Source organism: Xanthomonas sp. SHU 199 (genome assembly GCF_000364665.1).
Classification (GTDB): domain Bacteria; phylum Pseudomonadota; class Gammaproteobacteria; order Xanthomonadales; family Xanthomonadaceae; genus Xanthomonas_A; species Xanthomonas_A sontii.
Window position 1 is genome coordinate 1 of sequence record NZ_AQOI01000396.1, and the last position, 7,225, is coordinate 7,225.

Consider the following 7,225-nt stretch of genomic DNA (forward strand, 5'->3'; position numbering starts at 1 on the left):
CGTAGGTCGCGCGCAGGCGCTCGTGGTCCTGGCGCAGCGTTTCCAGTTCCTGCGCGCTGGCCGCGGCCTGCGCCTTCAGCTGGCTCAGCGCCGCCTGATACCGCGCGATCGTCTCCTTCGCAGTCGCGTCGCGCCGATAGGCATGCCCCAGACGCTGGAACAAGCCATGCGCGAACGCTGTGGCAACGGCAGCCCACAGCGCCACGGCAGGAGTGAGGTAGATCAGGATGCCCATGCAGGCTCCTTGAAACGATGCATCCCTTGTCGGCGCAGCTCGGCCGAACTTGAGGCTGTATCGTGCGAGGGGTGACGCAGTTCCGCTTTGCCGCGTCGTGCGCCCGCCCGCCGCGCGCAGGCGGCGGACGGGCGCCGGCCTCAGCGCAGGATGCCGGGCAGGTCCAGGTGCTTGTCGCGGGCGCAGTCGAGGGCGATGGCATACCCCGCATCGGCATGACGCATGACGCCGGTCGCGGGGTCGTTCCACAGCACCCGGGCGATGCGCTTGGCCGCCGCCTCGGTGCCGTCGCAGACGATGACCATGCCGGCGTGTTGCGAGAAACCCATGCCGACGCCGCCGCCGTGATGCAGCGAGACCCAGGTGGCGCCGCTGGCGGTGTTGAGCAGGGCGTTGAGCAGCGGCCAGTCGGAGACGGCGTCGGAGCCGTCGGCCATGGCCTCGGTCTCGCGGTTCGGCGAGGCGACGCTGCCGCTGTCCAGGTGGTCGCGGCCGATCACCACCGGCGCCTTCAGTTCGCCCTTGGCGACCATCTCGTTGAACGCCAGTCCCAGGCGGTCGCGGTCGCCCAGGCCGACCCAGCAGATGCGCGCCGGCAGGCCCTGGAACCGGATCTTCTCGGCGGCCATGTCCAGCCAGCGGTGCAGGTGCGGGTTGTCGGGAATCAGTTCCTTGACCTTGGCGTCGGTCCTGGCGATGTCCTCCGGGTCGCCGCTCAGCGCGGCCCAGCGGAACGGGCCGACGCCGCGGCAGAACAGCGGGCGGATGTAGGCGGGGACGAAGCCCGGGAAGTCGAAGGCATTGGCCACGCCTTCCTCCAGCGCCATCTGCCGCAGGTTGTTGCCGTAGTCCACGGTCGGCACGCCCAGGGCGTGGAAACCGAGCATGGCGCGGATATGGTTGGCCATCGAGGCGCGCGCGGCCTGTTCCACCTCCTTCGGCGCGGAGACGCGCTTGGCGTCCCACTGCTCGACCGTCCAGCCCTGCGGCAGGTAGCCGTTGACCGGGTCGTGCGCGGAGGTCTGGTCGGTCAGCAGGTCCGGCTTGATCCCGCGCGCCAACAGCTCGGACAGCACGTCGGCGACGTTGCCGAGCAGGCCGACCGAGCGCGGCGTCTTCGCCGCGCAGGCCTCGGCGATCAGGCGCAGCGCCTCGTCCAGCGAGTCGGTCCAGGTATCCAGGTAGCCGGTGCGCAGGCGCATGTCGATGCTGCTCTTGCGGCACTCCACCGCCAGGCACGAGGCACCGGCCATCACCGCGGCCAGCGGCTGCGCGCCGCCCATGCCGCCGAGACCGCCGGTGAACAGCCACTTGCCGGACAGGTCGCCACCGTAGTGCTGCCGGCCCATTTCGACGAAGGTCTCGTAGGTGCCCTGGACGATGCCCTGCGCGCCGATGTAGATCCAGCTGCCGGCGGTCATCTGGCCGTACATGGCCAGGCCTTTCTTATCGAGTTCGTTGAAGTGGTCCCAGTTGGCCCAGCGCGGCACCAGGTTGGAATTGGCGATCAGTACCCGCGGCGCGTCGGCATGGGTGCGGAACACGCCGACCGGCTTGCCCGACTGCACCAGCAGGGTCTGGTCGTCGTCCAGGCGCTTGAGCGTCTCGACGATGGCGTCGAAGCTCTCCCAATCGCGCGCGGCGCGGCCGATGCCGCCGTACACCACCAGTTCCTGCGGCCGCTCGGCCACGTCCGGGTGCAGGTTGTTCATCAGCATGCGCAGCGGCGCTTCGGTCAGCCAGCTCTTGGCGGTGAGGGTGCTGCCGGTGGGCGCTTGGATGATGCGGGTGGCGTCGAGGCGGGTCATGCGGGAATCCTCAGGTGGATGCGCGGAAGGCGGAACGCGCTGCGCGCGCGTCAGGCGGTGGTGCGGGCGGATGCGGCGGGGCTGCGGACGACGTCGAGGCAGGCCTGCAGCACCTGCTGCAGCACCGCGCGCAGCGGCGCAGCGTATTCGGGCTGCCACGGCGAGGGCCAGTTGCCGGGGTCGACCGTGTCCGGCTCGTGCATGTAGCCGCGGCAGGCCAGTTCCATCTGGATCGCGTGCACGCCGTCGGCCGGCGCACCGTGGTGGCGGGTGCTCCAGCCGCCCTTGAAGCGACCGTTGCGGACGTGGCTGAAGCCGCTGCCGGCGCAGACGCGCTCCACCGCATCGGTCAGCGCTGCCGCGCAACTGCTGTCCACCGCGCCGGAGGCACCGGCGCTGCCGATGTTGAACTGCGGCAACTCGCCGTCGAACAGGTGCGGAATGCGCGAGCGGATCGAATGCGCGTCGTACACCACGATGGCCGGGTGCAGGGCGCGCAGGCGCGCGATCTCCGCGTCCAGTGCGGCGTGGTAGGGCGCGAACCACTGCGTGCGGCGCGCGTCGATCTCGGCCGCATCCGGCTCGGCCCCGGGTCGGTACAGCGGCTGCGCGTCGAAGGTGGTCAGTGGGCACAGCCCGGTGGTGTTCTGCCCGGGATACAGCGACACCCCGGCCGGGTCGCGGTTGACGTCGATCACCGAGCGCGAGATCGCGGTGCGCACGGTGGTCGCGCCCAGCGCGTTGGCGAAGTCGTACAGCAGGTGCACCCACCAGTCGGCATCGCGCTGCGCCAGCCATGGCGAGACGAAACGGTCGGCCAGCGCTTCCGGCAGGTCGGTGCCGGTGTGCGGGAAGCTGAGGATCAGCGGCGCATCGCCGCGGTGCACAGTGAGCCAGTCGGGCAGGGATGTCATACGGCCTCGCGTTGTGCTGTTCTGTGGAAGCGGCTTCAGCCGCGAACGGGGCATTACCTGGTAAAGCCCGGTCGCGGCTGATCCCAAAAAGGGGCAGAGCTGCTCCTACGGCGGGTTCTTCAGATCAGACGCTAACCTCGGGCAGCCGCATCCCCACCGCCGCGGCCAGCGCGCCGTCGCGCACCAGCGCGGTGGCGGCCAGCATGTCCGGATGGAAATAGCGATCGTCCTGCAGCGCCGGGACGCGGACGCGCAGCAGCGCGCGCGCCGCTTCCAGGGCGGCGCTGGAGCGCAGCGGCGCGTGGAAGTCGCAGCCCTGCGCGGCGGCCAGCAGTTCGATGCCGACCACGTTGGCCGCGTTCTCGGCCATCGCCAGCAGGCGGCGCGCGCCGTGCGCGGCCATCGACACGTGGTCTTCCTGGTTGGCCGAGGTCGGGATCGAATCGACGCTGGCCGGGTAGGCGCGTTGCTTGTTCTCCGACACCAGCGCCGCGGCGGTGACCTGCGGGATCATGAAGCCGGAGTTGAGACCGGGCTTGGGGGTCAGGAACGCCGGCAATCCGGACAGCGCCGGATCCACCAGCATGGCGACGCGGCGCTCGCTGATCGAGCCGATCTCGCATACCGCCAGCGCCAGCATGTCGGCGGCGAAGGCCACTGGTTCGGCGTGGAAGTTGCCGCCGGACAGCGCCTCGCCGGTGTCGCTGAACACCAGCGGGTTATCCGACACGCCGTTGGCCTCGGTGGCCAGGGTGGTGGCGGCCTGGCGCATCACGTCCAGCGCCGCGCCCATCACCTGCGGCTGGCAGCGCAGGCAGTACGGATCCTGCACGCGCACGTCGTTGTCGCGGTGCGAATCGCGGATCGCCGAGGCGTGCATCAAATCGCGCAGCGCCACGGCGGTGGCGATCTGCCCGGGCTGGCCGCGCAGCGCGTGGATGCGCGGATTGAATGGGGTGTCCGAGCCTTTCGCGGCCTCGGTGGACAGCGCGCCGGCGACCAGCGCGGCATGGAACACGCGCTCGATCTCGAACAGGCCGGCCAGCGCGTAGGCGGTGGAGAACTGGGTACCGTTGAGCAGGGCCAGGCCCTCCTTGGCGCCCAGCGTCAGCGGCTGCAGCCCGGCCTGGGCCAGCGCCTGCGCCGCCGGCAGGCGCGCGTCGCCGACGAAGGCCTCGCCGACCCCGAGCATCACCGTGGCCAGGTGCGCCAGCGGCGCCAGATCGCCGGAGGCACCGACCGAGCCCTGGCACGGCACCACCGGGATCACCTCGTGGCGCAGCAGCGCTTCCAGCAGCGCCAGCGTCTGCGGCTGCACGCCGGAGGCGCCCTGGGCCAGGCTGGCCAGCTTCAACGCCATCATCAGTCGCACCACCGGCACCGGCATCGGCGCGCCGACCCCGGCCGCGTGCGACAGCACGATGTTGCGCTGCAGGGCCTCCAGGTCCTCGCGCTCGATGCGCACGCTGGCCAGCTTGCCGAAGCCGGTGTTGATGCCGTACACCGGCGCGCCGGTGGCGACGATCGCCTCCACGGTGCGCGCGCTGCGCAGCACCGCGTCGGCGCAGGCCGGGTCCAGGCGCACGCTGGCGCCGCGGTACACGGCGCGCCACTGCGCCAGGCTGACCGCGCCGGGGCGCAGCAGGATCTCGTCGTCGCTCATTGTCCTCTCCAGATACGCGCATGCAGCGGGTTGAAGCCCATGCGATAGACCAATTCGGCCGGTTCGGCGATGTCCCAGATCGCCAGGTCGCAGGCCAGCCCGGCGCGCAGCCGGCCGACCTGGTCCTGGCGCCCGAGCGCGCGCGCCGCCTCGCGGGTGAAGCCGGCGATGCATTCGGCCACGGTCAGCCGGAACAGCGTCGCCGCCAGGTTCATCGCCAGCAGCGGGCTGGTCAGCGGCGAGGTGCCGGGGTTGCAGTCGGTGGCCAGCGCACGCGGCACGCCGGCGGCGCGCAGTGCGGCGATCGGCGGCAACTGGGTGTCGCGGGTGAAATAGAACGCGCCCGGCAGCAGCACCGCGACGGTGCCGGCCGCGGCCATGGCGGCGACGCCGGCGTCGTCCAGGTATTCGACATGGTCGGCCGAGCGCGCGCCGTAACGCGCGGCCAGCGCCGCGCCGCCCTGGTTGGACAGCTGTTCGGCGTGGATCTTCAGCGCCAAGCCATGGTGTTGCGCGGCCTGGAACACCTGCTCGGTCTGCGCCGGGGTGAACGCCAGGTGCTCGCAGAACACGTCCACCGCCTCGGCCAGGCCCTGCGCGGCGACCGCCGGGATCATGCGCTCGCAGACCTCGTCGATATAGGCCTGGGCCTCGCCGCCGGGCGGCACCGCGTGCGCGCCGAGGAAGGTCGACGACACGTCCACCGGGCGCAGCTCGCCCAGGCGCCGCGCCACGCGCAGCAGGCGCAGTTCGTCGTCCAGAGTCAGGCCGTAGCCGGACTTGATCTCAACCGTGGTCACGCCTTCGGCCAGCAGTGCATCCAGCCGCGGCAGGCTGGCGGCGAGCAGGGCGTCCTCGTCGGCGGCGCGGGTGGCGCGCACCGTGGAGACGATGCCGCCGCCGGCGCGGGCGATGTCGGCGTAGCTGGCGCCGAGCAGGCGCTGCTCGAACTCGCCGGCGCGGTTGCCGGCATAGACCAGGTGGGTGTGGCAATCGATCAGGCCGGGACCGATCCAGCGTCCGCCGCAGTCGATGCTGCGCTGCGCCGACAGTGGGCCGGGCAACTGCGCGGCGGCGCCGGCATAGACGATGCGGCCGTCGCGGCAGGCCACCACGCCGTCGTGGACCAGGCCCAATCCGCCGTCCTCGGCGTCGAGCGTCATCAGGTGCGCGTTGTGCCAGAGCGTGTCGCAGGGCATGGTCACGGGCAGGCTCGTCGGTTATTTTGTATATACAATATTGTGGTCGATGGAGGGTGTCCAGTGCAGACCGAGGCGCAGCAGCAGGCCAGCGGCAACGCGGGATCGGGCGATTTCTGGTGCGCGCACGCTCTGCTGCCGCAGGGCTGGGCGCGCGACGTGCGCATCGGCGTGCGCGGCGGCCGTATCGCCACGGTGCAGAACGGCGTGGCCGCAGCCCTGGGCGATCAATGCCTGGGCATCGTGGTGCCCGGGCTGGGCAATCTGCACAGCCACGCCTTCCAGCGCGGCATGGCCGGGCTCACCGAGATCGGCGGGCGCAGCGGCGACAGCTTCTGGAGCTGGCGCGAGCTGATGTACCGCTTCCTGCAGCGGCTGAGCCCCGACGATCTGCAGGCCATCGCCGAGCAGGCCTACGTGGAAATGCTCGAGGCCGGCTTCACCCGGGTCGGCGAGTTCCATTACGTGCATCACGCCGCCGACGGCCGGCCCTACGCCGACCGCGCCGAGATGGCGCAGCGCCTGGCTGCCGCGGCGCAGACCAGCGATATCGGCATGACCCTGCTGCCGGTGTTCTATGCGCATGCCGATTTCGGCGGCGCCGCGCCGAACCCGGCGCAACAGCGCCTGCTGCACGACGTCGACGGGTTCGCCGCACTGCTGGACGGCAGCCGTCGTGCCCTGCAGGGGCTGGACGACGCGGTGCTGGGGCTGGCCCCGCACAGCCTGCGCGCGGTCACCCCGGACGAACTGGCGGCGCTGCTGCCGTTGTGCGGCGGCCCGGTGCACATCCATATCGCCGAGCAGACCCGCGAAGTCGACGCCTGCCTGGCCTGGAGCGGGCAGCGCCCGGTGCAATGGCTGCTGGCGCACGCGCCGGTGGATGCGCGCTGGTGCCTGGTGCATGCCACCCACGTCGACGACGCGGAAGTGCAGGGCCTCGCCGCCAGTGGCGCGGTGGTCGGGCTGTGCCCGATCACCGAGGCCAACCTCGGCGACGGCCTGTTCCCGATGCAGGACTTCCTGCGCGCCGGCGGCCGTTTCGGCGTGGGCTCCGACTCCAATGTGCTGATCGATGCGGCCGAGGAACTGCGCCTGCTCGAGTACGGCCAGCGCCTGAGCCTGCGCGGGCGCAACGTGCTCACCGGCGACACCGCGCTGTCCAGCGGCCGCCTGCTGTTTCAATCCGCCGCACAGGGCGCGGCGCAGGCGCTCGGCGTCGCCCAGGGCCTGTGCGAGGGCGCCCCGGCCGATCTGGTCGAACTGGACGCCACGCATCCGGCCTTGCAGGCGCGCGACGGCGACGCCTGGCTCGACAGCTGGCTGTTCGCCGCGCGCGGCGGCGCGGTGCGTTCGGTCTGGCGCCACGGGCGTGCGCTGGTCCGCGAGGGCCGCCACCTGCAGCG

At 71.7% G+C, this 7,225-nt stretch carries 5 protein-coding genes and 1 pseudogene; 1 reads left to right on the plus strand and 5 read right to left on the minus strand.

Annotation, left to right across the window (positions count from 1 at the left end; all coding sequences use genetic code 11):
- The 5 genes and pseudogenes from D183_RS24715 to hutI form a co-directional block, all read right to left on the minus strand.
- A pseudogene (locus tag D183_RS24715) lies at positions 1-235 on the minus strand (hypothetical protein); the annotation flags it as partial.
- 140 nt (positions 236-375) lie between these two features.
- On the minus strand, positions 376-2,043 hold the full coding sequence (hutU, locus tag D183_RS0113165) for a urocanate hydratase (protein WP_017909409.1): 1,668 nt from the start codon (positions 2,041-2,043) through the stop codon (positions 376-378).
- A 50-nt stretch (positions 2,044-2,093) separates the two neighbouring features.
- Positions 2,094-2,957 carry an N-formylglutamate deformylase gene (gene hutG, locus D183_RS0113170; protein ID WP_026144442.1) on the minus strand — a complete coding sequence of 288 codons (864 nt, stop codon included), beginning with the start codon at positions 2,955-2,957 and terminating at the stop codon, positions 2,094-2,096.
- A gap of 124 nt (positions 2,958-3,081) precedes the next feature.
- Entirely contained in the window at positions 3,082-4,620 is a 1,539-nt protein-coding gene (gene hutH / locus D183_RS0113175) for a histidine ammonia-lyase (RefSeq protein ID WP_017909411.1), read from the minus strand.
- The gene (hutI, locus tag D183_RS0113180) at positions 4,617-5,819 is read right to left on the minus strand and encodes an imidazolonepropionase (protein ID WP_017909412.1); all 1,203 of its coding nucleotides are present in this window, start codon (positions 5,817-5,819) and stop codon (positions 4,617-4,619) included. Before hutI ends, hutH begins: the two co-directional genes overlap by 4 nt.
- Before the next feature lie 63 nt (positions 5,820-5,882).
- Between hutI and D183_RS24720 the strand changes: the two genes are divergently transcribed.
- A partial coding sequence (locus D183_RS24720; RefSeq protein WP_017909413.1) for a formimidoylglutamate deiminase occupies positions 5,883-7,225 on the plus strand: 1,343 nt, incomplete at its 3' end.

What these genes read in the sequence shown, in the direction of transcription:
- hutU (WP_017909409.1), bottom strand. Translation starts at nt 2,043, where the DNA reads ATGACCCGCCTCGACGCCACCCGCATCATCCAAGCGCCCACCGGCAGC.
- hutG (WP_026144442.1), bottom strand. Translation starts at nt 2,957, where the DNA reads ATGACATCCCTGCCCGACTGGCTCACTGTGCACCGCGGCGATGCGCCG.
- hutI (WP_017909412.1), bottom strand. Translation starts at nt 5,819, where the DNA reads ATGCCCTGCGACACGCTCTGGCACAACGCGCACCTGATGACGCTCGAC.
- hutH (WP_017909411.1), bottom strand. Translation starts at nt 4,620, where the DNA reads ATGAGCGACGACGAGATCCTGCTGCGCCCCGGCGCGGTCAGCCTGGCG.